The sequence below is a fragment of the Bacillus sp. AY2-1 genome (assembly GCF_008368965.1).
GTDB classification, from domain to species: domain Bacteria; phylum Bacillota; class Bacilli; order Bacillales; family Bacillaceae_G; genus Bacillus_A; species Bacillus_A thuringiensis_S.
In genome coordinates, this window is sequence record NZ_QPEL01000039.1 from 18,091 (window position 1) to 41,518 (window position 23,428).

The following is a 23,428-nucleotide window of genomic DNA, read 5'->3' on the forward strand; positions in this document are numbered from 1 at the left end:
TTATCAAACTTTCTAGTTGTCCGCATCTTTCATTATTTCATCCCTCAATTTTTGTCAGTAAAACGCCCTATTACTTTATATTTACCCAAACACTTTTCACTTCTGTATAATTATCAAGCGCATATGAACCTAATTCGCGGCCAATACCAGATTGTTTGTATCCACCAAATGGTGCAGCTGCATTTTCTAAGTTATAATCATTAATCCACACTGTTCCTGCTTTTAATTTATTTGCCACTTGATGACCCGTTTTGATATTTTGCGTCCATACACCCGCAGCAAGGCCATAAGATGAGTTGTTCGCTCGTTCAATTACTTCTTCTGTCGAATCAAATGGAAGTACAACAACAACTGGTCCAAATATTTCTTCCTTAACGATTGTCATATCGTCTGTAACGTCTGTGAATACAGTTGGCTTAACGAAATAACCTTTTTCAAGCGCACGTTCACCACCAGCCGCAACTGTAGCACCTTCTTTCTTCCCTTGCTCAATGTAATTTAACACACGCTCTTGTTGTTTCTTAGATACGAGTGGACCCATCTCCGTTCCTTTCTCCATACCTGCTCCAAGTTTTACGTTGTTCGCCATTTTCACAAGTGCATCTACTACAGTTTCATAATGTTTACGATGAACAAATACACGTGATCCTGCGCTACAATTTTGACCGTGATTATACATAATACCTTGGAATGCACCACTAATTGCTTCTTCCAAGTCCGCATCTTCTAAAATGATATTTGGTGATTTGCCGCCAAGCTCTAACGTTACATGCTTAATCATTTCTGCAGACTGACGCATAATATACTTTCCTGTAACAGTAGATCCTGTAAAAGCAACTTTATCAATGTCATGATGATTTACAATTGCCGCTCCTGCTTCAGGACCAAAGCCTGGTACAAAGTTTACAACACCGTTTGGAAATCCAGCCTCTTTAAAGAGTTTTGCTGTATATAGTAAGGATAAAGGTGTTTGCTCTGCTGGTTTTAATACGATCGTACAACCTGTCGCCAGTGCAGCTCCCATTTTCCAAGAAGACATAACGAGCGGAAAGTTCCACGGAATAATCTGACCTACAACACCTACAGGTTCATGTCTCGTATAGTTTAAGTAATCTTTTGAAATCGGGATTGTTTGCCCAATAATTTTTGTAGCCCATCCTGCGTAATAACGATAATTTTCTACAGTCGCTGAAATATCATCCTCAAGTGCTACTTGATACGGCTTCCCATTATCTAAAGCTTCTAGTTGCGCTAATTCTTCTCTATGTTCTTCAATTAAATCTGCTAATTTATAAATAAGATGTGCTCTTTCAGCAGTAGTCATTTCTGCCCACGGACCAGATTCAAATGCAGATCTTGCTGCTTTTACTGCAGCATCAATATCCTCTTCTTGCGCTTCACATACGACTGCTAGAACATCTTCTGTTGCTGGATTGTACGTTTCAAACGTCTTTCCGCCAATAGCAGAAACAAATTCGCCATTAATAAACATTTTAATTTCTTCATTTAAAAACGCTTCCACTTTTGGTTTCAGCTCAATATTTGTCTTTAACATTATGTTCTCCTCCTTATTTAAACAGCTGCATGAGCTGCAATATTTGATAAAATCGTTTGAAGCTTTTGATCTTCGTTAACAGTTAATCCTAGTCTTGGATAGCGAGAAGGTCCTCCCGCTTGCCCATGTAATTCCATGGAACGTTTAACGATTTGAACATATTTCCCTGACCCTTCAAGAAACTCGCAAAGTGGTAAAATAGCATCGTTTATTTCCCATGCTTTTTCTAATTCACCATTTTGAAAATGCTCATACATTTTTGTAACGAGACCAGGAACGATATTTCCTGCTACTGAAACCCATCCCGAGGCACCAACTAAATATGATTCCATAACTAAATCTTCAGAACCACAGAAGACTTGGAAAGCCCCTTCACTTTGTCTTACTAAATCTCTCGCTTTTCGAATATCTCCGCTAGATTCTTTAATACGTGTAACATTTTCACAATTTTTTCCAATACGGAGCATTAGCTCTGTACTCATATCAACACCAGAAGTAAATGGATTATTGTATAACATAATTGGTATATTTACAGAGTTTGAGATTTCTTTAAAATGAAAATAAATCTCCTCTTCCTTCGGTTTACAATAGTAAGAGTTTATAATTAATGCACAATCCGCTCCGTGTGCTTCTGCATGTTTCGTATATTCAATTGTTTCTTTCGTCGTCTCTGCTGCAGTTCCAACAATGACTGGAATACGGCCATCAATTTCTTTCAACACGGTTTCTACCATTTTAAATCGCTCTTCTTTTGATAAACTTACAAACTCTCCTGTACTTCCATTAATGATGACACCTGCAACCTTTTGTTCGATAAAGTAATTTACATTTTGTTTTACCCCATCCCAATTAATTTCCTGAAATTCATCCATCGGTGTTATTAATACTGGAAATGCCCCTTTAATTTTTTGCATATTTATCTCTCCTTATCACATTTTATTTTAATAAGAACCCTGCCGGAAATGGATCCGTAGGGTCTAATAGAAACGTCTGCATTCCTGTAATAAATCCTCTACTTTCAAAACGGAAAATGTATCCTAGCTCCTCCTTCTTCACTTTTTCCACAGTTATAAAACTATTAAATATACTTTCATTTTTAAAAGGTTTATCCGCCGTATAATCATTTTTAAATAACGCATGAACATAGGAAACGATAGTAGAAACAAAACCTGGCGAACGTACGATAAAGTTATCTTCATGAAATGTAATCGACTTTATATGGTTCTTTTCTTTTTGCGAAGGATCTACTAAAATAAGCCTTTTTATTAGCGACTGTTTTTGTATAGCCTGCAGTGTAGCTTCTCCCCATCTTTTCAATTCTGGAATGTTTTCAACACGAATTTCTGGCGAATACGCACCTTTTTCTACAACTGCATATACTTTATCTGCTTGTATGAGAGAATAACTTACATTACCAACCTGTAAATTTTCCTCAATCAAATAGCAAAGTTTGCTTTCAAACGAAACAGATATAACTTCATCATTCTCTACATACGCATGAACTAAAAATATTCCAGATAACGTTTCAATTTTATATTGATTGGACTCTCTCTTTTTTAAATACCCACTTTCGAGTAACATCGTTATTACCGCAACAATGCCCCCATAATGAAGCGGAATCGAACCTTCATGATTAAAAAATAATACAGCTGCATCTACTTCATTATGGATAGATGGAACGACAATACACCCATTCAAACCAATAAAACCACGTGGTTCATTTAATAAAAGCTTCATCTCTTCTGCTAATTCACCTGAAAATTGTTCATTTAATTGCTCCAAACTGTAATAGTATTTGCATGGTACGTCCTTCATTACACGAAATGCCTCGCCATTTACATGTACGTCTACTGCTGTATACATTTTTTGAATGTTCATTTTATATCCTCCGTTTCATGTTCCATCGGCGGAATTAGCAAAAATCCTTCTTTGAGTGGATCCATTTCATTGTAAAAAAATTTATGCATACCCATAAGCCAAGCTGATCCCGTAATTTTCGTTATGACAGCTTCAATATTTTCAACATGTGTCGTATTCACGACATATCCTTTAAATAAAGAACCAACGATACTCTCATGAATGAACTCTTCACCAATTTTGATTTCTTTCTGAGCGTATAATACAGCTAGCTTCGCAGATGTTCCTGTACCGCATGGGGATCGATCTATTCCGCCTGGTGGTACAACAACTGTATTTTTCACATGCGCACATTCATGAGTAGCATCTGTATAAAATTCAACATGTGTTAATCCTCTAATAAACGAATACTCTGGATGAATGATTTCAAACTTCTCATTAATTGTGTTTCTTATATGAATCGCCTTATCGATGATTGTAGATGCATTTTCTGGTACTAATTCTAGGCCTACTGACTTCGCATCAATAATGGCATAAAAATTCCCTCCATACGCAATATCAGCCTCTACAGTTCCAATGTCTTTGACGTGTACAGTAATATTTTTCAATAAAAAAGCTGGTATGTTACAGAAAGATACCTCTTTTGCTTTTCCATCTTGAACAGCAATATCTACTTCCACTAAGCCAGCCGGGGTATCTAGTTTTAAAGAAGTAATCGGTTCAACTACTGGAATTAAACCTGATTCAACTAACGCTGTACATACACCGATTGTATCGTGACCGCACATTGGTAAGTATCCACCTGTCTCTATGTATATAACACCTATATCAGCCTCAGGATGACACGGGTCTGTTAATAATGCCCCTGACATTACATCATGACCACGCGGTTCATTCATTAACAATTTTCGAATCCAATCATATTCCTTTTTCATATGTAACATCTTCTCTGCCATCGTCTCTCCAATCAACTTTGGAAGTCCGCTAATTAATGTCCTCGTTGGATTCCCGCCCGTATGTGTATCAATAGTCGTAAAGACTCTTTGTGACCTCATCCGTTTAACACCCTTTCTGTAAAACGACTCAAACGAAGTGGTTCAATAGGAATAATTGTCTCTTTTTCATTTAATAACTCTTCAATTACTTTCCCAGTAACTGCTGCAAGACTAATCCCATCCCCTTCATGTCCAGCGGCAATGAAATAATTCGGAATATGTTCCACTCGTGAAATAATCGGCAAATGATCTTCTGTCCACGGACGTAAACCAGCGTAAGAACGAATTACCATCATATCTGCCATTTTCGGATAAAAGCGAATCGCTCTATTTGCGATACATTTAATGACTTCATTGTTTATTCTCGTATGAAACCCTACAAATTCACGACTACTTCCAATTAAGAAATTTTGACTTTCAGTAGGCTCAAATACGAGCGCAACCCCGTATTTTTCAGTTAAAGCATCTACTTTTCTTTTTCCGCCAAATTTAGAAATTAAATAACCGAATTCCATTACTTTACGGCATCCTACATGTTGTTGCCTTGATGCTACTATAATATGCCCTTTTCTCGGTTCAATTGGTATATTTACATTTAACATCTGACCAATCTTAGGAGCCCACACACCGGCTGCATTTACAACTTGTTTTGCTGTAAAAGTACCATTCGTAGTTTCTACAACAAATGAACCATTCGTCTCTATTTTCATACTCTTTACTTCGGTCTGCTTAAAGGCTTTTGCGCCAAACTTTTGTGCCTCTGACAGAAGCGAGAAAGCAAGGAGATATGGATTCACAGTTGAATCCGTCGCACATTCTAAACCGCCTAATAAATCATCAGCAAAAAAAGGCGACTCTTCTCTTATATCTTGCCTATCAAGCATTCGAAACGGTAATCCAGCTTCTTTTTGCCGATCTACCCATTGCTGCGCAGCTTCCATCTCTTCGTCTGACTCACATACGAGAATACTTCCTGGTGCCCTATATTCAAATGAATGCTCTAATTTTTCACTTAAATCAGTTACTAATTTTTGACTTACTAAAGACATTTGACTATCAAACCCTGGGTCTTTATCAATGGCCAAAATATTCCCATCACACCGTGAAGACGTCCCGCTGACAAATTCTCCTTTTTCAATGATTGTTACGTCTCTTCCGTATTTTGAAGTGTAATAAGCGATAGAACACCCTATTATTCCACCACCTATAATTAAAACGTCGCAGTGCCTCACAATATACTCCTCCTTTCCCTAAACCTCTCACTTTCTTTTATGCAATTGACGTGCCAATTCTGCACATATACAATTTCCATAAACAATATTTTTATTTGTAAAAATAATTCAAATTTATAGTAAATAGGTGTATTATTTTTTTATCACTGTCAAATTTTTTATACATAACGGGAGGATATTATGGCATTTTCATTTCCGACTATACAAGAGTTTTTGGAAAGTATTTTAATCGATCATACATGTAGCCTTAATCACATTAAGCAAGTAAACGGAAGGTTTTATTATCTCCCTTCTACTACAGAAGAATATAATTGCGCCATTATTTATGTAGATGACTCATTCACTGCATTAATTGACGCTTTTTCTTATGAATTAGCTGTTATCATCCTTAACGAAAACGATGAGCCGATATTCTGTATAACCTCTCAGCAAATGATTCCATTTCTTTATAAGTCCTACAATGAACTACAGTCATTTTATAACACCGTAATACAAACAACTGACTCTTCTGTTACAGTCATTGATAGTAAAGAATGCGTTCGAACTTGGACAGATGGTGCTGAAAAAATATTTTCAGTCAACCATAATGAGATTATTGGGCAACCGATTACTCGTTTTTTTGATTATAAAGACTTGGAAATTTTACAATCTTTACATGATGGAAAAAATATAGTCGCTCAGTTCCATCAGCCTCGTCCCGATTTATTCGTATTAATTAATTCAAATCCAGTTTATTGTAATGATGAAATTATAGGAGCAGTCGTTTCAGAAACAGATGTTACAAATCAAGTCGCTTTAAATGAAAAACTATTTAATATGTCACATGAAATGCACCGTTTAGAACAAGAAGTGGCAAAGTATAAAGATGAATCCGATCCATTCCTTGCGATGAATGGGAAAAGTCCTGTTATACAAAGAACGATACAATTAGCTAGAAAAGTTTGTTCGGTGAAATCAACTGTTTTAATACTTGGGGAAAGCGGAGTTGGAAAAGAAGTATTTGCGAAAGCAATTCATGAAGCAAGTGAAGCAGCGAAGGCGCCTTTCATTTCGATTAACTGCGGGGCAATTCCAGAAGCTTTATTTGAAAGTGAATTATTCGGTTACGAGCGTGGGGCCTTTTCTGGAGCGAATAGTAAAGGGAAAAAAGGTAAAATCGAACTCGCACAAGGCGGTACTTTATTCCTCGATGAGATTGGCGAAATGCCGCTCGATATGCAAGTAAAACTGTTACGTGTACTACAAGAACGAAAGTATTACCGAGTTGGCGGAGAAAAAGAAATTAATATTGATTTCCGCATTATCGCTGCTACAAATCGGGATTTACAAGAAGAAATGAGAAAAGGAACTTTCCGAGAAGATTTATATTATCGTTTAAATGTAGTTAGCCTGCATATTCCACCGCTGCGTGAAAGACGAGAGGATATTATCGAACTCACATACTCATTCTTAAACGATTTTTCGATCAACTATAACCGACCAATTCGTGACCTACCTTCAAGCATTATGCATGAACTGCTTCATTACAATTGGCCAGGTAATATTCGCGAACTTCGAAACGTTGTTGAACGGCTTGTGGTATTCGCAACAGACGGAATTATAAAACAAGAATATTTACCATTTCATACGACTGAAACTTTAGACAACCATACAGCTCATTCCCTATTACTCAGCAACAATAATACAATCCTTTCTTTACAAGAAGAGATGGATGAGCATGAGAAAAAAGTTATTGAAAGGGCTTTACGAATTTTAAATGGGAATAAATTAGAATGCGCAAAACAACTTGGCGTAACAAGGGCTACTTTATATAACCGTTTAAAGAAACTCGGACTTCAATAAAGAATCAGTATGCACCAATCAGGCGTTTATAGGTAGCCCTCTCCCCTCTATATTGGCATGATTTTTGCATATATAATTTGTGCAAACCGAACTAGAGGAGGAATACATATGACAAATAAAAACAACTTAATCGTTTGTCGTTGTGAAGAGGTTACATATGGACAACTTCAATCGACAATTGCTGAATATAACTGCTCGGCAAGAGAATTAAAACTAAGAACACGTGCTGGCATGGGATTTTGCGGTGGTCGCACATGCAGAATAATGATAGATCGAATGATAGAAAATGCGAATCCTGACGTAACTCTTAATGAACTACCGTTAAAATATCAACCACCAATACGTGCAGTTACTTTTGGATCGGTAGGTGAAAGTAAATGAATAGAATTACACATCACCCTATTTTAGGTACTTTACAAAGTAGTGAGCGTATTACTTTTCAATTTAACGGTCATCAATACGAAGCATATGAACATGAAACGATAGCTGCTGCCCTGTTAGCAAATGAAATACGGACATTAAGAGTTCATGAAGATAGCGGGACACCGCGAGGTATTTATTGTAATATCGGGCACTGTTCCGAATGCCGCGTGACAGTAAATAATCAAACAAATGTACGCGCATGCTTAACTGTTGTAGAAGAAAACATGGTTGTTGAAAGCGGGAAACAGCATCCGAATATCGTGAGAGAGATGGTGAAAAAACGATGAGTGATGTAATTATCATTGGTGCAGGACCAGCGGGATTATCTGCTTCTATCTCTTGTGCTCGTTTCGGACTAAAAGTGCTCGTTATTGATGAATTTATGAAGCCGGGCGGGAGATTGTTAGGACAGTTGCATCAAGAGCCTACTGGAGAATGGTGGAACGGAATAGAAGAATCGAAGCGACTTCATGAAGAAGCAGAATCACTTTCAGTACATATCAGGTGCGGTGTTTCGGTCTATAATTTAGATAAAGATGAAAACAATTGGTTTGTACATACTAATATCGGTACGTTAGAAGCACCGTTCGTACTACTTGCTACTGGTGCTGCGGAATATTCTATTCCCCTTCCAGGCTGGACACTTCCAGGAGTGATGTCAATTGGAGCAGCTCAAGTTATGACAAATGTTCATCGCGTGCAAGTTGGAAAAAAAGGAATCATTATTGGTGCTAACATTTTGTCTTTCGCCATTTTAAGTGAATTGCAATTAGCGGGAATTAAAGTAGATCATATTGTACTCCCTGAAAAAAGCGAGTTAAGTCAAAAAGCTGGTGAACCTGAAGAAGTTTTAAACTCTCTTTTAAATGCAGCACATCTCGCTCCTTCTGCTATTTTACGAATAGGTAGCCACTTTATGAAATATGATTGGATTCGAAAAGCTGGATTAACATTCTATCCAAACAGCGGAATGAAAATAAACGGAACGCCACTTCACCTTCGGAAAGCAGCTCTTGAAATTATCGGAACAGATCAAGTTGAAGGTGTACGTATTGCTAATATTGACTCTAAAGGAAATGTTATTAATGGATCAGAGAAAATATATGAAGCAGATTTTGTTTGTATTGCCGGGGGATTATACCCACTTGCCGAACTTGCAGCTGTAGCTGGTTGTCCCTTCCATTACATTTCAGAATTAGGTGGACACGTTCCTCTCCATTCCGAAACAATGGAAACCCCTCTTCCAGGTTTATTTGTAGCTGGCAATATTACAGGCATTGAAAGCGGAAAAATTGCGATGGCGCAAGGAACTGTTGCAGGTCTATCAATTGCTAAATATGCAGGTGAACAACATGATATAGTCGACCAACAATTATATCACGCCATTCAAAACGTTCACTCTGTTCGTCAGAAAGCTGCAATTCAGTTTAATCCGATGGTAGATATCGGTAGACGAAAGATGAATGAAATTTGGCGTGATTATTCTTCTACATATGCACATACTAAAAAGAGCTGCTGAGATTATTCTCAACAGCTCTTTTCTCTACTCATCCGAGTTATTAAATTTCGCTAATGCGTAAATACCTTCTTCATCATCTAATTCAAGCTGTAATCTCGCTGCGAATGAATTGACATTATATTCTCTGTCAAGCAATAAGCGTAATGCTTCGATTAAGTTTGCTTGAATTAAAATTTGCTGGCGACCATTTACCTCTACTTCCGCAGAGAAACCGTAGTCATCGTCATACATGAGTTCAACTAACACTTCTTCTGGACCCACTTGTCTTTTTTCAGCTATATATACGCAAAGCGCATTTATTAATTCTTGTTCAGAAATTTTTATTGTTTCCATGCTACTTCATCTGCCTTCTTTTTACGTTGGTCTTTGAAGTATTTAAATGCACGAACTGCTAACATTACGATACCAGCCATTACTAACATATTTACCATAAACGCTAATACAGAACCAAGAGCTCCCATATTTGCAAATAAGCTACCCATTAGTAAACCACCAAGACCACCTAGTAATAAACCTTTCATAAAGCTTCCTTTATTACTTTTTGGTGCTGTGTTTGTTGCTTTCGTTTTTGAATCTGGAGTCGTTTTTTGAGAATTTACATTTGAGTCTTTTTTGTTTAAATCAACTTTTGACTTTTGACCTGAACTTGGTGTAAATGATTTTTTACCAGATTTGTAACTTTTCGCTGCCGCATGATCTACGAACATAAAGCTGCTAGCCCCAAAGATAACCATAAATGCTGTCATTACTGCTACAAGTTTTTTCAACATATTATATCCATTCTCCTTTTATATAGATATATGTGAAATCTATCTTTCTAGTAAATTCAGAATGATAGATTTGTTTTTAAGAACATTTTAAAGGTTCTTATGAACTTATTATATGAACTTTTGTCGAAATATGCAAGTATTATTTACTTCCGACAGTTTGGTGACAAAGGAAAAATTAAGCAAAACAGAATTGACTTTAAATGAAACAAAACATATTATAAGTTCATAAGAACTTTTTATTATTTTGGAGGTGAAAAGATGGAAACATTTCATCTCACACGAAACGAAATGGCTACCCTTCTTCTATCACTAAGAGGATGGAATACGAAAAAGCCTCTCGGTATTTTACAAGAAGCTTGGGCAAAGTCACATAAAAAAGATATTGAAAGCGGACAAAGCGTTACAGCTTTTATTACTACCGCACTTTCACCTATTTTTGAAAAGCTGATTAAAATTGACGATACTGATGTCGGTTTTTCTTTAAATGAAATAGTTGCGCTTGGCAATCAGATTGAAAACACAAGTTTCTCTGTAACTGCTATGCAAAACTGGGTGAAACGAGATATAAAAGAAATGATTGGCTCTCCTCAAAAAGGGAAAAAATATTCGATTGAACAAGCAGCCTTACTGTTCATTGTCGAAGATTTAAAAACAGCACTTGATTTTGAATCAATTCGTAAGCTATTACGCCTTATCGTTAATGACCCAGCCGATCGAAGTGATGATTTAATCAATCCTGTTCATTTATATGTAGCATACTCTTCTCTATTTGAAGAACTCAATCAAGGGAATTGCTTACAACTAAATGCAACAGATACAGTTCATACAATTGAAAACATCGTAAAAGAAAAAGCTGATAAAATCGCAAGCAAGTTCGATCAAATTAATAACGAACAACGCGAAGCAATTCGTAACGCTATTATTATTGCGACCCTTTCTGTACATACCGCTTATGTACAAATGTTAGCAAAACGTTACGTAACAGCAACGTTATTTTTACAGAACTTAGATGTGAAGCCTTAAAAAATAGGAGCAGAAATGCTTCTATTTTTTTATAACGGAAACAAGCAAGCATCTGTTCCAAATATACAACAAATGCTTGCTTGATTTATTTAAATTTAAGTTTCATTTCATATAAAGCCGTAGTATTACGCATATCTACAAGTAGTGTCATTTAAGGTTCCGAATATCCCTCTAACCCTCATTACATTCAGAATTAACTGTTTTTTTACCGTGCTATTTTCTCATTCTTAATTCTATGCATATCATACACTTTCACTTCATTCTCTATATATGATTTTACTTTTTTAAATTCAGCTTTCTCATAACAACGAATTGCCCTTTTGTTATCTTCCCTTACCTGTAATACAACTGCTTGTATATCGGAATCTAAAAACGATTTACTTATGAAATACTTTGTAATTTCTGTTCCAAGTCCTTTTGAATATAAATTCGAAACGCCAATAAGAATAGAGTATTCCATCACATAGGTATCATCATATTTCGTCTTTTTTAATCCGACTCTTCCTATTACTTCATCTCTCACTATTATTACATGATAACTTGCATAAGACCGCGCTAATTTTTTAGTCCAATACTCCCGAAGTTCTTCTATTGTATATCGCTTAAATGGTTTCACATCTGCTATGTTATGTAATTCTTCGTCGTTATACCATTCTAATATAATTGGTAAATCATCCAATTCTAGAAGACGTTCTTCCCAGTTCACATTTCCACCCCATCTATTTTATGTTTTCAAACCAATTTAAAAAGAATATGCATATTCTTTTTTAGGTAATCTCACTATCTGTTGAATAAAAGGGGATTTTTCTATAATATCCTCTAACTGCCCCTCACTATAAACGTAAATCCCCCCTACGTATGAACTGTACGCCTTTTTCTCAGTTATTATCGTTAAACTGTTATTTTCCTTTTTAAAATCACCCTCCAGTCTTTTTTGAAATGATAAACTTTTGGTTGGTGAAATATAAAGTTGAATTAAAGATACTATTTCAACATCATCTGATTTTGCAAAGCACTGTATTTCATATAAAATCATTTCATCTTGTAACGGAAGAAAGTCTTCTACTTCTAACTTCTCTCCTTTATGAAAGAAGTTTTGAAGTTCAGGAGTATAGAACGAAAGATTTTTCTCCTCTATCATTTTAAAAATTGTTTGCAGCAATATGTCTTTTCCTATCACAAACGGATGGCCAAATCCATTATTGTAAAGCCCTTCTTTCATTTTCATTAATTGTTCGATGAAGGGGATTCCCGATTCTTCAATAACAAGTTTACCGTTAATTAAACGCATGTTAGCAATCAATTCTTCTATCTGTAAACCTTCTAATTCAAGCGATGAGTAATATAAATCTCTATTCCAAAAATCTAATTGATCCATTCCTAATGAATTAAATAAGAGCTCATCTATAATTGGAAAAAATCCATCTTCTGTTAAAGCTTTCGTTACATCATCTAATAATCTAGGTGTTTGATTTAAAATCGTACGTATTTCTTCGTCCTCTTGAATGATTCGTACCGTCCACTCACCATGATCTTCACCCGATATTTGCTGAAAACAATGTGAATATGGCCCATGTCCAACATCGTGTAGAAGGGCTACAGTAGATACTAGCTTTCGTTCATATTTCGATAAATGTATGTCACCAATCTCAGTAAGATGTTCTATTACTTTATTTACTAGCACATATACACCTATCGAATGTTCTTCCCTCGTATGTATTGCGTTCTTATGTAAAAAATAAGTATGTCCTTGTTGTTTAATATTCGCCAACCTTTGAAATGCTTTTGTATCTATCAAACGAAGGATATCTCTATCACGAATAGAGATTGGTCCATAAATCGGATCTGTAATATACATACGTTTCCCTCCTATTTTTGTAAATGAAAGACCTATACCATTATACTTAATTTTCAGTTTATTATCATTGATATATAAGAAATTTTTAATAATCTTTTCATTAACCCTTCATGAAAACGTGGCTTATATCCTTTACTATAATACTTATGGGAGACATAAAAGAATTGAAATAGCAATCCCCTATATGAATAAGGTATAATATACATATAGTGAACCTTTTATATTATTAAGTAAAGGGGCATATATTCAAAAATCCATAAATTAGAAGGTGCAACAATGTTAAGTAGTTTTATTCATTCAGTATTAACGTTTTTTGAAGGATTAGGTTATTGGGGCATTATGCTTGGACTTATGATTGAGATTATCCCAAGTGAAATTGTCCTTGCTTATGCAGGATACTTAGTATTCAATGGTAGTATCTCATTTATAGGCGCAGTTGTATTCGGTACAATTGGCGGTGTTATTGCCCAAATCTTTATTTATTGGCTTGGACGATACGGCGGACGCCCTATATTAGAACGTTATGGAAAATATATTTTCATACATAAAAAACAAATAGATGCTGCAGAAGATTGGTTTAATCGTTACGGAACTGGCGTCATTTTTACAGCACGCTTCATTCCAGTAGTGCGTCATGCGATTTCAATTCCTGCTGGTATTACAAAAATGCCTTTACTACGTTTCACTACATTAACAGCACTTGCGATTATCCCTTGGTCTATTATTTTCATTTATTTAGGTGAAAAACTAGGTGAAAATTGGGAGAATATAAACGATATTGCTGGTCCGTATGTGAAATCATTTGCAATTGGTGGCGTCGTACTTATACTTTTATACTTCGTTATAAAAAAATGGACAAAAAAGCGCAAAAATCTTGCTTAAGAATATAATAAAAACCGCTATAAATTCATTCGAAGTTATAGCGGTTTTTTATTTATATATGAATTAATCTTCAGGAATTATATAACACCTTTCCATCTACATTTACATGGATAAGCAACCATTCGATCATTCTTTTCGTATATTATCTCAAAAAGGAGTGATTCCCCTATGCATTGGCAGCAAAAAATACCATACTTAATCGGACGCCCTATCGGTATTTCCTTCATAAATGGGCAAGGAACTTCCGGCGTATTATGTTCAGCGCATGATGGTCAATTATATGTGTATGAATACCTTTATCAAGCTCAGTTCGCAATGAAACATTATGATTATAGACAGGTTCAAGATATACATGCATTCCCAAATTGTCCTCACCAAAATCCTCTATACTAAAAAAATCGGAACGGCTCATAGCCATTCCGATTTCTATACTTTATTTCTCAGAATAAAATTTCTGCACTGCTTCATCAAAATAAATCCAACCTTTCCAGCCCAAATGAATCGTATCTTTTAAGAAATACTTATCATATTCATGGCCAGAGAAATCAACTACTGGATATCCTGCTTTCTCAACCTGTTCTCGAACTTTTTTATAATACACTTCACGGCGTTCTTTCGGGAATCCAGTATAATCATACCAAGGCCCATTTACAGGTACAGAAATAAAGAGCGGTTTGACATTTTTCTCTTTAAATAAATCTAAAATAATTTGTAAATCATTATATTCTGGTGATTCATCATATGTTTCATTTGCTCTAAAGTTTTTTAAACCTTTAAGTTTTTTCTTCAGATTATTCTTATGATAATACGGATTTTCAATTCCAAATGTATTTGTAGTAGACTCAGCTTTCCCTTCTTGTTCTGCGTGTTTACGTGCGTCTTCCCAAGAAATTGAACGAAGTCCGCTATTTGTTTTCTCTTTCATCGGTTCGATTTTAAATAAAGAGTTAAATAAATCTCTATGATCTAAAATATTTCGATGCATATAAGCAAGTGGTTTAACTAAACCTGCTTTTATGTTATGTTTCGTATCATTATATACAATACCTTCTAATGAATTTTTTAATATATCATCTTCTTGAACAACTTTATAATCTAATAGCCGTTTCGCGATTTGCTTCTTCATTTCTGGATTTATCTCATCATTAAAAATAAAATGATATGCTTGTTGTTTGGAGAAATTATTAGTGAAATCCCCTTGTGATACACCAGTCTTTGTAAACCATTGTGGTGAAAGAACAAAGACTACTTTTTCACCTTCTAATTCATCCATAGTAGATGTCATATTTAAAATATGAGCTAAACTTTGTGTACCGCCAGTTCCAATTAAAAACGGTGTAAAACCAGCTGGATTTACTTTGAAATAATTAGACGGATGATATGCATCCATTCGTAAAAATTCTGATGAACCGTACATCGGTAAATACTGTGAATTATCTAACATTTTTTGCTGTAAGAAAACACTTTGTAATTTCTCTTTTTGTAAAGAAGTAGCCGCATCTTCTACCTTCTTATCACTAATAAGCGATACTAAACTTTTCGATGGGATTAGAATGATAATGAAAAAAAGCACACACGCTAAAATTATAGGACCAAAAGCATGCTTCATTTTCATCTTCTGTCCCTCTTTCTATCGTTATTAACTTGTAACCCTTGTCTTTGACACGCCATCTTTTCTCTCCTTTTTCTCTATACATGTTCCATTCTATTTGTCTATTATATACATGTATGTATTTCCTTCCTTGTTCTATTAAATCCTATAGAAATAGCGCAAGAAAATGTTTCCATAGAAACACGTTAATTATACAAGATTCTACATAAATTTCACACTGGAATTTTAGTAATAATTTTATTTTTAAGTCGTAAAAAAACATATGAAATGTCTATATTTCATTCGGAACTGTACAAAAAAACAGACTATCACATACGTGAAGTCTGTTTCCCCATTCTTTTATTTTTGTACATCTGCCCATTTTAAACTTGTAGCTGGACCAAATTGATGTACATATAAATCTTTCACATATGGTTTTTGTAAGTAAGATAATCCGCGCTGGAATACCGGTGCAATTACTGCATCATCAAGTAGCATTTTTTCAGCATCCTGCATTGCTTTCCAGCGAGCCTTTTCATCATTACCTAATTCTGTTTTAATCTTCTTAATTAACGCATCATATTCTGGGTTTGCATATTCTGTATTATTAACACTACTTCCAGAAAGGAATACTTCTAAGTAAGTCATTGGATCTGGATAATCCGGTAACCAGCGTGATAACGACATTTCATATTCTTTCTTCTTCTCTAGTGCTAATTTTTGCGTATGTGGTTGCAATTTCACATTCACTTTTAAACCTGGTAAATTTTTCTCAAGCTGCTCTTTAATGTACTCTCCAACTTTTTTAAAGTTTTCTAAGTCATAATTTAATAGTTCTAACGTCACTTCATCTGTACCTGTTTCTTGCTTTGCCTTTTCCCAATATTCTTTCGCTTTTTTTACATCAGTTTTATTAAACTCACCTGCCGTACTTCTAAAATCTTTTTTATCTGGTCCCTTTAAAAATCCTTTTGGTACGTAATAGTTTGCAGCAACCGAACCATCATTTAAAAATGAATCCGCAAGTCCTTTCTTATCAAAAACTGTACTTAGCGCAAGACGTGCATTTTTATTTTTAAGAATCGGTACATTTTCATTAAATCGGAAGAAGTACATAACTGGATCTGTATATTGTTTTAGCTCTTTATTATTTTTATATTTATCCACGAATTCTGTAGAAATAACAGCTCTATCAACTTTATCTGTTTCATATAAATTTACCGCAGTTGAAATTTCTTTTACAATTTGATAGTTTACTTCATCTAACTTCACTTCTTTTTTATCCCAATACTTATCGTTTTTCTTCATTGTAAAGCTAGCTTCATGCTTCCACTCTGATAATGTAAATGGTCCATTATATACCGCTTTATTTGCTTCTAATCCGTATTTATCACCTTGCTCTTTCGCATATTTTTCGTTAATTGGATAGAAGGATGGTAAAATTAATAATTTCGTAAAATACGGTACAGGATGTTCTAGCTCTACGACGAACGTTTTATCATCCTTCGCTTTTACTCCTAATTCATCTAGACCTAGTTGTTTTTTATTTATCTTCTCAGCGTTTTTCACATCGTACGCAATGTATGCATATTGAGAAGCGGTATCTGGATTAATCAATTGCTTCCAAGCGTATACGTAATCATGAGCGGTTACTGGATCTCCGTTTGACCATTTCGCATCACGCAAATGAAATGTATATGTCTTTCCATCTTTACTCACTTCATATTTTTGTGCGCCTGCCTCAATTACTTCATCATTTTTCGATAGACGGAATAGTCCTTCCATTACGTTATTCAAAACGTTAAACGAGATTGCATCTGTGACTTTCACTGAGTTTAACGACGGAATTTCACCCGTTTCTAGTAACTGTAATACTTTCTTTTCATCTTTCGGCTTTGTTGTAGTTTTTTCTTTTGCGCAGCCAACTAAAAATGAAGAAACTAATAGAGTACTAACTAATGAGTAACGAACAACTTTTTTCATTTAAAAACCCCCTCTATTTTTAAGGTAAGTAACGACGAGCACCAGCGTATTCTTCTATATATCCTGGTGTATTTAGTGGTATAATCTCTACCGACCTTTCAGCTCTTGGTGAGTGAATCATATTGCCATCACCAATATACATTGCAACGTGATGGACACTACCTTTCCCTTGATCATGTGCAAAGAAAATTAAATCTCCCTTTTGTAAGTTTTCTTTATCAACTGCAACCCCTGCTCTTGATTGCGGTCCAGAATCTCGCGGAATTGTAATGCCGTGCGATTTATAGATCGTATGCGTGAAGCCAGAGCAATCAAATCCAAAACCACTTGTACCAGCCCATATATACGGTAAACCTAAAAACATTTTCCCTGTGTTAATTAAATCATCAGCGGTCGGTTTTGGAATATCAGTTTGAGAGCGGTAAACTGTTCCATCATTTTTTCGTAGCCATGCTTTCTGACCATTTGGCAACAATACACGGTATGAAATTGTGTCTTCACTTAATAGCGGCAGTCTTGTATTATAACTGACTTCAAGTGATTTATGTTTTTCAGAAGGATTTATATATAAAATCGCTGTTGGCTTTGTTATTAACACAAAAGGTTCAGTTGTTTTATCTGCAAATTCTTGATTATATGTTAATTGCTTTTCAGGCATCCAGCCCGGATAACCTTCTTCATTTCGTGGCGTTGGCTGTCCATGCACTAATACCTTCACCCACTCGCCTTTCTTATCAATAACAGTTACTTCTTGACCGAGTAACGCTTGTGTTTCTAATTTATTTGCATTTGTTAACCATAGTTTCTCGTCAAGTGTCATTGATTTCGTCCATTTCCATAGATCCACTGGATTTGTTGCACTCGGTGTATCGATTGGCCTTAATGCATCAGGTGCTGTCCATAACGTTGCAGCAGATACATCTATAAATGCTTTATTATCCTTCTTTTCTTCAGCATTTGCCGATGTAAACGATGAAAATATAAATAAAGTTGTTAAAAATGCAGTTCCTACTTTTTTCATATATATCCCCCTTAAAAAAATAGTTTACTAGTCTCTTCTCCTAAGACTTACTATTCACTGTCGATTGAAGGTTTACCTTTGATCCAGAATAAGTCATTCCTTCCGGCTCTTCCATTAACCAAAGCGGTGCATCAAGATCAAAATAATGAATATTAGGATGCGCTGCCGCTAAATGCGCAACAGCACTAACGGAAAGTGAAGATTCCATCATGCTTCCCACCATACACTTCACACCAGCTGTTTCTGCGATATCTGCAATACGCCATGCTTCACGTATGCCACCACATTTCATTAATTTAATATTAATTAAGTCTGCATATCTTCCTTGAACGAGCTTTAATGCATCACTTGCTGAAAATATACTTTCATCGGCCATAATTGGCGTTTGCACACGATCTTTGACGTACTTTAACCCATCCCAATCTTTCGCGTGTACTGGTTGTTCAATAAATTCTATATTTAAATTACGATTTTCCATCCCTTGAATGATAGAGACCGCTTCTTTTGGACTCCAACCTTGATTCGCATCTAAACGTAATGTCGTATTTCTTGGTACCACATTTCGAATTGCCTCAATACGTTCCAAATCTAAATGCGCCTCTTTACCCACTTTAATCTTTAATGTTTGAAATCCTTTTTCTATATGTTTCTTCGCTTCTTTTGCCATTAATACAGGCTCATCCACACTCACTGTAATATCCGTATAAATTTCTTTCTTCCCGCCTAACAATGCATATAACGGCACCTTTTGATATTGGCAATATACATCATATAAAGCGATATCTACCGCTGCTTTCGCACTTGAATTTCTAATACAACTCATTTGAATGCGCTGTAGTAACTGCTGAAACTGAATGATATCTTGACCAATTAAACATGAACGCATCGGTCCTAAAATCGCTTCTTCTATTCCACTGGTGAAATCACCCGTAATAACTGGCGTTGCGGCTGCAGCTCCCTTACCAATCACTCCTTCATCTGTATGAATATAAACATCTATACTTTCAATTTCTGTTACAGTACGAAGCGCGGTTTTAAACGGTGTATGAAGTTTTACACGTCTACGATTTACTTTTACATCTGTAATTTTCATTTTGTTCATCCTTTCGTTCTCCAATGAAGTGAAATTTTAATCCACCGGAGATTTATACCCACAGATTATTAAGTAAACCTATTGGGCATTTACTCTCCTATCTCTCTACTTTGTTTCCGTTTACTTTTGATGTAGGATGATAATGTGAAATAAAAAAATCCAGCCATAAGAATGATTCTTACGGCTGGATTTTGTCTATGATTGAGTAGACAAAGCAGCAATCTGATTATATTTTTTCTGTGCATCTTTTAGCGCTACAAGTAACGCTTTTTGAGAAGAGCCGAAATATCGGTTCTTTACTTCCATTACTAACGCCGGGTCATTTATATTTTTATGTAGAAATAAATATTTAACAAATTGAGATGTTAATGCAATTGTCGCTGAGCAGTCTGCATCTACAATTTCCCCTGTATCCTTAACAAGTACAAATGCTACGAAATAGCTTTTAAACTTTTCAGTAATGGGATTATTTTGAGGTGCTTTCGCATCCCCTACGATATAAATTGTATTTGAAGCGTACACAGCTATCTTCCTTTCGTATACGAGGATAACGGGTTTCTTAATAGTCGTATGAGCGAGGAACTCAACGTTGATTAAAAAATGTATCCGCTTACCTTGTATTATAATATAATTGACAGAATTTTAACAACATTTATTTTAGTGCATATTCCATATCTATGAAAATAGCTTAAACTCTTCATTTTTACAATATGTGATTATTCCTTGTACCATTACATTCATACATAAAAAAACAGTTAGCGACGGCTAACTATTTTTTTCATTACTTGGGCATCACAAATATAGTTTCATTTGACTTAGAAAATTGATACTCTTTTCTCGCAAACTTCAAAATTTCTTCCTCATCGTCTGTTAAATTTTCTATGTTAGTCTTTAAAGAATCTTTATCTTTCTTTAAAGATACTAATTGTTCCTTTTGATCCGTAATCGTACCTTTCTTCTTATCAATTACTTCTTGTTGTTTCGTTAAAATATATTGAACGTACAGAGTAGTTGCTGCAATAAAAAGGACCATTAAAATAAGTCGCCTTAACTTCTTTTTATTTATCCTACGCTTGTCACTAGGTTGTGATAACTGCTCTGGTATATTAGGAACATTTACTCGTTTGAGTTTCCTCATTCAAATCCCCCTAACCCATATTTTTCACTACCATCGGCACGTTTTCTTACTAAACTAAATTCTATTCTTATAAAATAAACTCCTTCACAAAAATATCCCATAAATTAACCAATTAAAGATAGCATTCGACGACATTTCCATATTTACACCGATTTTTTTTATACATGCTGCTATAAAATAGTAGTTTCTGTAATTCTTTTTCTACTATTGTAGAAGAGTTTTTTCACACACAAAATTCCTTCCCTACATATCCATGTTATAACATGCTTACAAGGAGGGAAAATATGCATTACCGCACATTAGGTAACACTGGAATAACTGTTTCTGAAATAGGTTTTGGGGCATGGGCAATCGGTGGTGATGAATGGGGACCTGTTAACGATAAACAATCTATAACTGCTATAAAAAAAGCCATTGAGTGTGGTGTGAATTTTATTGATACTGCGGATGTGTATGGTTTAGGACATAGTGAAAAGTTGGTGGCTACCGCGATTAAAGGACATCGTAATGATATTATACTATCAACGAAAGGTGGTTTAATCGGACATCACTATGACCCTAATGGCGTTCCTGTATATGATACTCCTGAAAAAATCATCGCCGTATTTGAAACAAGTTTACAACGTCTTCAAACAGATTATATTGATCTTTATTTTTGTCATATTTGGTGGCATAATCGTAGAGAAACAGAAGCATTTCTACGTGCATTTGACATATTAAAACGTGATGGCAAAGTAAGAGCAGTCGGTGTTTCGACTCATGATTTACAATACATTCATCATTTCAATAACAACAACGAAATTGATATCGTACAACTTGATTACAATATATTAAATCGAAAACCAGAAAAAGATATATTACCATTCTTACAAGAGAAAAATCTAGGGGCTGTTATTCGTGGTCCATTAAAAATGGGCATTTTAACTGGAAAATTTACAAATAAAACAATTTTTCCAGATGGAGATTTACGCAAAGATTGGCCAAATGAAACTTGGTTTCAAGAAGACTTACAAACCGTAGAGAAACTTCGGTTGCTCTCAAAAAAAAATCAGACCCTAGGGCAACTTGCACTTCGCTATGTACTCTCTCATCCGGCAGTAAGTGTTGTAATTCCTGGTGCGAAGTCAGGAACGCAAGCACAAGAAAATGCAAATGCATCTGTTCGCCCTATTTTGAGTGATGAAGAGCTTAACTATATTCATTCAATATAAAAAGCCCAATCCGGGCTTTTTAATTTGGCAAACTAATATCATACTCCATTCGCTTCGCTGTGTCCTCCGCAACATGCACACCTAACAAGTTTTTCACAATATGAAATGCCATATTAATTCCAGCTGAAATTCCGGCAGATGTTATAATATGTCCTTCATCTACAAACTTTACATTTTCTATAACTTCAACATTTTGAAACTCATTTTTAAACTTTTCAATACTAGCCCAATGTGTTGTTGCTTTTAACCCTTCCAGTAAACCTGCTTTCGCCAGTAATAACGCTCCTGTACAAACTGAAGTCATCAGCTTTACTTCTTTCATTTGTTGGCGAATCCATTTTATTACTATTTCATTTTTTATTTCATATTTTCTAGCACCTAGCCCACCCGGAATTATTAAAATATCCACTGGTGGTAAATTTTCAATACTATAATCTGGCTGTACCTTCAATCCATTCCTTGCTGTAATCATTTCTCCATTCTCGCTAACTGTATAAACAGTAAATGGTTTTTCTTCATTCACCTCAGTTACAGAAAAAACTTCAAATGGTCCTGCAAAATCTAACACTTCTACTTCATTAAATAAAAATATACCAACACTCCATTTATTCATCATAAGTTCACTTCCTGTTTCAAATGATGTAAAAGGTGATCATATCCTTTTTCTAATGCAATATCATACGCTGTTTTCCCATCATTTTTCTTTATCATCTTATTAGCTCCATTTTTAAGGAGTAACATAATTATTTCTTCATTTCCTAATAATGCCGCTTCGTGAAGTCCTGTCCAGCCACCACTTTGCATAATATTTACATCTGATCCTTTTTCAATTAAGAAAGCAACAAGTTCACTTTGCTTGTTCGCGATTGCTGCTTGCAAAGGCGTATTTTCATTTTCGTTTTTCGCTCTACTATGTATATCTGCACCGCTTTCTAAAAGAAAACTCGCTATTTCTTTTTGTCCAAAATAAGCTGCTAAATGAAGTGGTGTCCAGCCATCTTCACTACATTCGTTAACAATACTTGGACTCGCCTTTATAAACTTCACTACTTTTTCCTTATGACCACTTATAACAGCTTGTGCTATTGATTGTAAATGCTCCATAATAATCTCCCATCCTTCAAACTATTTAAGCATCTCCTTCTACATGTTCTATTAATTATTACATTTTCCTTTTAAAACCTTAAGTTTACATAACAATATTATATATCCCTTTTTGTGCTTAATGCTGAATAGCAATAATGTTAAAAATACTGCCTTTAAACAATGAAGACCATGATTTCATTAGAGTTACTGAAAAAGCAAGCAAAAAACTATACACATAGTTTTCATCATATTTGTTCAGTTGCATGAAATAAAACAGGTAATGTTTATTCTGCTATTCATGCTTTCAACATATCAAATAATATTATTCCAATAAAAAAACAATCCATTT

25 protein-coding genes are annotated in these 23,428 nt (G+C 35.1%); 8 read left to right on the forward strand and 17 right to left on the reverse strand.

The annotated features are described in order from the left end of the window. Nucleotides 1-70 precede the first annotated feature (70 nt). Genes DN403_RS10600 through DN403_RS10620 form a run of 5 tightly spaced genes read right to left on the reverse strand, consistent with a single transcriptional unit; the run spans nucleotide 71 to nucleotide 5,639 of the window. On the reverse strand, nucleotides 71-1,555 hold the full coding sequence (locus DN403_RS10600) for an aldehyde dehydrogenase family protein (protein WP_000920977.1): 1,485 nt from the start codon (nucleotides 1,553-1,555) through the stop codon (nucleotides 71-73). A gap of 17 nt (nucleotides 1,556-1,572) precedes the next feature. After that, nucleotides 1,573-2,469 (reverse strand): 4-hydroxy-tetrahydrodipicolinate synthase, encoded by an 897-nt coding sequence (gene dapA, locus DN403_RS10605; protein ID WP_001169453.1) that lies wholly within the window; start codon nucleotides 2,467-2,469, stop codon nucleotides 1,573-1,575. Between the two features lie 22 nt (nucleotides 2,470-2,491). After that, the gene (locus DN403_RS10610; protein WP_001025559.1) at nucleotides 2,492-3,433 is read right to left on the reverse strand and encodes a proline racemase family protein; all 942 of its coding nucleotides are present in this window, start codon (nucleotides 3,431-3,433) and stop codon (nucleotides 2,492-2,494) included. Beyond that, a complete protein-coding gene (locus DN403_RS10615; protein ID WP_001257537.1) occupies nucleotides 3,430-4,467 on the reverse strand; it encodes a proline racemase family protein in 1,038 nt (345 codons plus the stop codon). The genes DN403_RS10610 and DN403_RS10615 overlap by 4 nt, the downstream gene beginning before the upstream one ends. Continuing rightward, the gene (locus tag DN403_RS10620; protein ID WP_001215272.1) at nucleotides 4,464-5,639 is read right to left on the reverse strand and encodes an NAD(P)/FAD-dependent oxidoreductase; all 1,176 of its coding nucleotides are present in this window, start codon (nucleotides 5,637-5,639) and stop codon (nucleotides 4,464-4,466) included. The genes DN403_RS10615 and DN403_RS10620 overlap by 4 nt, the downstream gene beginning before the upstream one ends. A gap of 180 nt (nucleotides 5,640-5,819) precedes the next feature. Between DN403_RS10620 and DN403_RS10625 the strand changes: the two genes are divergently transcribed. The 4 genes from DN403_RS10625 to DN403_RS10640 all read left to right on the forward strand — a co-directional run bounded on the left by DN403_RS10625 (nucleotide 5,820) and on the right by DN403_RS10640 (nucleotide 9,423). Beyond that, on the forward strand, nucleotides 5,820-7,481 hold the full coding sequence (locus DN403_RS10625) for a sigma-54 interaction domain-containing protein (RefSeq protein WP_000885737.1): 1,662 nt from the start codon (nucleotides 5,820-5,822) through the stop codon (nucleotides 7,479-7,481). 108 nt (nucleotides 7,482-7,589) lie between these two features. Then, nucleotides 7,590-7,862 carry a (2Fe-2S)-binding protein gene (locus DN403_RS10630; protein ID WP_000182619.1) on the forward strand — a complete coding sequence of 91 codons (273 nt, stop codon included), beginning with the start codon at nucleotides 7,590-7,592 and terminating at the stop codon, nucleotides 7,860-7,862. Next, a complete protein-coding gene (locus tag DN403_RS10635) occupies nucleotides 7,859-8,191 on the forward strand; it encodes a (2Fe-2S)-binding protein (protein WP_001080019.1) in 333 nt (110 codons plus the stop codon). The genes DN403_RS10630 and DN403_RS10635 overlap by 4 nt, the downstream gene beginning before the upstream one ends. After that, a complete protein-coding gene (locus tag DN403_RS10640; protein ID WP_001286085.1) occupies nucleotides 8,188-9,423 on the forward strand; it encodes an NAD(P)/FAD-dependent oxidoreductase in 1,236 nt (411 codons plus the stop codon). The genes DN403_RS10635 and DN403_RS10640 overlap by 4 nt, the downstream gene beginning before the upstream one ends. A 24-nt stretch (nucleotides 9,424-9,447) precedes the next feature. Here DN403_RS10640 and DN403_RS10645 read toward each other — a convergent pair whose 3' ends face one another. Both DN403_RS10645 and DN403_RS10650 read right to left on the reverse strand, forming a co-directional pair. Further along, nucleotides 9,448-9,756, reverse strand: a complete 309-nt coding sequence (locus DN403_RS10645) for a YxcD family protein (RefSeq protein ID WP_000447759.1) — start codon at nucleotides 9,754-9,756, stop codon at nucleotides 9,448-9,450. Next, the gene (locus tag DN403_RS10650) at nucleotides 9,744-10,193 is read right to left on the reverse strand and encodes a hypothetical protein (protein WP_000914478.1); all 450 of its coding nucleotides are present in this window, start codon (nucleotides 10,191-10,193) and stop codon (nucleotides 9,744-9,746) included. The genes DN403_RS10645 and DN403_RS10650 overlap by 13 nt, the downstream gene beginning before the upstream one ends. Nucleotides 10,194-10,451: 258 nt before the next feature. Here DN403_RS10650 and DN403_RS10655 point away from each other — a divergent pair, with 258 nt between their 5' ends. Further along, nucleotides 10,452-11,216 carry a DUF1836 domain-containing protein gene (locus tag DN403_RS10655; RefSeq protein ID WP_000447231.1) on the forward strand — a complete coding sequence of 255 codons (765 nt, stop codon included), beginning with the start codon at nucleotides 10,452-10,454 and terminating at the stop codon, nucleotides 11,214-11,216. 205 nt (nucleotides 11,217-11,421) lie between these two features. On the opposite strand, the gene DN403_RS10660 is transcribed toward DN403_RS10655, so the two are convergent. Continuing rightward, on the reverse strand, nucleotides 11,422-11,922 hold the full coding sequence (locus tag DN403_RS10660; protein ID WP_016081261.1) for a GNAT family N-acetyltransferase: 501 nt from the start codon (nucleotides 11,920-11,922) through the stop codon (nucleotides 11,422-11,424). A gap of 36 nt (nucleotides 11,923-11,958) precedes the next feature. Continuing rightward, nucleotides 11,959-13,074 carry an HD domain-containing protein gene (locus DN403_RS10665; RefSeq protein ID WP_044782796.1) on the reverse strand — a complete coding sequence of 372 codons (1,116 nt, stop codon included), beginning with the start codon at nucleotides 13,072-13,074 and terminating at the stop codon, nucleotides 11,959-11,961. A 276-nt stretch (nucleotides 13,075-13,350) separates the two neighbouring features. On the opposite strand from DN403_RS10665, the gene uptA reads away from it, so the two are divergent. Beyond that, entirely contained in the window at nucleotides 13,351-13,956 is a 606-nt protein-coding gene (uptA, locus tag DN403_RS10670; RefSeq protein ID WP_000952913.1) for an undecaprenyl phosphate transporter UptA, read from the forward strand. Nucleotides 13,957-14,124: 168 nt separating this feature from the next. Further along, a complete protein-coding gene (locus DN403_RS10675; RefSeq protein ID WP_000558692.1) occupies nucleotides 14,125-14,349 on the forward strand; it encodes a hypothetical protein in 225 nt (74 codons plus the stop codon). 40 nt (nucleotides 14,350-14,389) lie between these two features. Here DN403_RS10675 and dltD read toward each other — a convergent pair whose 3' ends face one another. From dltD to DN403_RS10705, 6 genes are all read right to left on the reverse strand, one after another. Then, entirely contained in the window at nucleotides 14,390-15,571 is a 1,182-nt protein-coding gene (dltD, locus tag DN403_RS10680; protein WP_149185456.1) for a D-alanyl-lipoteichoic acid biosynthesis protein DltD, read from the reverse strand. Between the two features lie 336 nt (nucleotides 15,572-15,907). After that, nucleotides 15,908-17,530 carry a peptide ABC transporter substrate-binding protein gene (locus DN403_RS10685; protein WP_000758265.1) on the reverse strand — a complete coding sequence of 541 codons (1,623 nt, stop codon included), beginning with the start codon at nucleotides 17,528-17,530 and terminating at the stop codon, nucleotides 15,908-15,910. A 19-nt stretch (nucleotides 17,531-17,549) separates the two neighbouring features. Then, nucleotides 17,550-18,551 (reverse strand): C40 family peptidase, encoded by a 1,002-nt coding sequence (locus DN403_RS10690; RefSeq protein ID WP_000755415.1) that lies wholly within the window; start codon nucleotides 18,549-18,551, stop codon nucleotides 17,550-17,552. A 40-nt stretch (nucleotides 18,552-18,591) separates the two neighbouring features. After that, nucleotides 18,592-19,653 (reverse strand): dipeptide epimerase, encoded by a 1,062-nt coding sequence (locus DN403_RS10695; RefSeq protein ID WP_001038454.1) that lies wholly within the window; start codon nucleotides 19,651-19,653, stop codon nucleotides 18,592-18,594. A 186-nt stretch (nucleotides 19,654-19,839) separates the two neighbouring features. Then, nucleotides 19,840-20,166 carry a DUF3870 domain-containing protein gene (locus DN403_RS10700; RefSeq protein WP_000271314.1) on the reverse strand — a complete coding sequence of 109 codons (327 nt, stop codon included), beginning with the start codon at nucleotides 20,164-20,166 and terminating at the stop codon, nucleotides 19,840-19,842. Between the two features lie 259 nt (nucleotides 20,167-20,425). After that, nucleotides 20,426-20,782: an FtsB family cell division protein gene (locus tag DN403_RS10705; protein ID WP_001228728.1), complete on the reverse strand. Its 357-nt coding sequence runs from the start codon at nucleotides 20,780-20,782 to the stop codon at nucleotides 20,426-20,428. Nucleotides 20,783-21,066: 284 nt separating this feature from the next. On the opposite strand from DN403_RS10705, the gene DN403_RS10710 reads away from it, so the two are divergent. Further along, nucleotides 21,067-21,993: an aldo/keto reductase gene (locus DN403_RS10710; protein WP_000559370.1), complete on the forward strand. Its 927-nt coding sequence runs from the start codon at nucleotides 21,067-21,069 to the stop codon at nucleotides 21,991-21,993. 19 nt (nucleotides 21,994-22,012) lie between these two features. On the opposite strand, the gene DN403_RS10715 is transcribed toward DN403_RS10710, so the two are convergent. Both DN403_RS10715 and DN403_RS10720 read right to left on the reverse strand, forming a co-directional pair. After that, nucleotides 22,013-22,609, reverse strand: a complete 597-nt coding sequence (locus tag DN403_RS10715; protein WP_000981426.1) for a DJ-1/PfpI family protein — start codon at nucleotides 22,607-22,609, stop codon at nucleotides 22,013-22,015. Next, entirely contained in the window at nucleotides 22,606-23,097 is a 492-nt protein-coding gene (locus DN403_RS10720) for an ankyrin repeat domain-containing protein (protein ID WP_000400675.1), read from the reverse strand. The genes DN403_RS10715 and DN403_RS10720 overlap by 4 nt, the downstream gene beginning before the upstream one ends. Between the last annotated feature and the right edge of the window lie 331 nt (nucleotides 23,098-23,428).